This is a genomic window from Paenibacillus sp. P4_A7 (assembly GCF_056402455.1).
In genome coordinates, this window is record NZ_JBFUHJ010000795.1 from 1 (window position 1) to 1,193 (window position 1,193).

At 36.3% G+C, this 1,193-nt stretch carries 1 protein-coding gene; it reads right to left on the bottom strand.

From position 1 onward, the window contains the following. Positions 1 to 248: 248 nt before the first annotated feature. A complete protein-coding gene (locus tag AC1DWN_RS34055; protein ID WP_477563233.1) occupies positions 249 to 704 on the bottom strand; it encodes a tellurite resistance TerB family protein in 456 nt (151 codons plus the stop codon). Between the last annotated feature and the right edge of the window lie 489 nt (positions 705 to 1,193).

Here is a 1,193-nt window from a genome sequence, read left to right on the forward strand (position 1 = left end):
TTACGAGAGAGATAGCCATAGTATTTTGCACCCCCTTTCATTGGGTTTTACTATTAGTAAAAAACATGTTTGAAGGTAAACTTACATAAGTTCTACTCTGTAATACGTCCAAATGGTTTGTAAGTTCCAATAAAATTTGTGATCGATAATCTATTCAACACACTATTCAACAAAAAATGCAAAATACCTCTTATTTGGCACTTTTTAGCCTGTAAATAAGAGGTATTCCGCTGTATCGTTAGTCCATCTTATAGTGAGAATTCGCTTGGGCTTAAACCCAGTACGTTGCAAATATCACGAACAACCGCTTTTTCCTGCTCATCAAAGTTGTTGTCGGATGAAGCTACTGCACAACATACCCCAACGATTACACGACCGATTTCCGGTTTACCATTGAACTTTGAAATTGCGCGAAGCGCCTCTTGCTTGCCAACCATGATATCAAAATCCATGTTACCTGAAAAATGGTTAAAACGATCGATGACCTCTGTCATATTGAAGACCTTTAAATCCTCAGATCTGCCAAGAAATCCAGCCATCTTTTGCTTTTCTTCCGCACTAACCGTTCCATCTGCAACTGAAACTACAGCGCAGCCAGCTACAATCGCGTCCATAAGGTCTTTGTTTTTGTACTTTTTGACTTGATCCTTTAGGTTAGAACTCGTGCTTGAAAGCCAAGATTGAAATTTGTTCAATGTGCTCATTGTATAAACCTCCCGTGTCATTTGTGATATAGATCCTGTATAAGTCGAAAGTATAACTTAAACTTCTCTCTGCCTATATTCTATATCAAAAATGGACCTGATTACAAATTTCAACAAATATTTCGATATTATGCGCTAATGCGATTGACACGTATGCCAGGGCCAGGCAAATAGACCTGTACACAAAAAAAATACAATTTCCAAAAAAAAAAGTAGAATTCTTGAAGCAAAACCTTGATAATTATAAGTAGAAGTAAATTCTAAAGAATACATTCATTTTCAAAAAAAGAACAAGATAAATTTAAGCTTATGGGGTGGTAGTATGAGGTTCATTAGAGAAAATAAAACGAGTCTAATCTTCGGTACATTGATAATTATTAACGCACTTTTTTTGCTTACCATCCTTATTTCAAGTAAATAGATATAGCGAGCCTGCACCTGTTCGTCAGGCGTAAACGAGCGACTATGGTTTTTCAAATGGTATTCAGC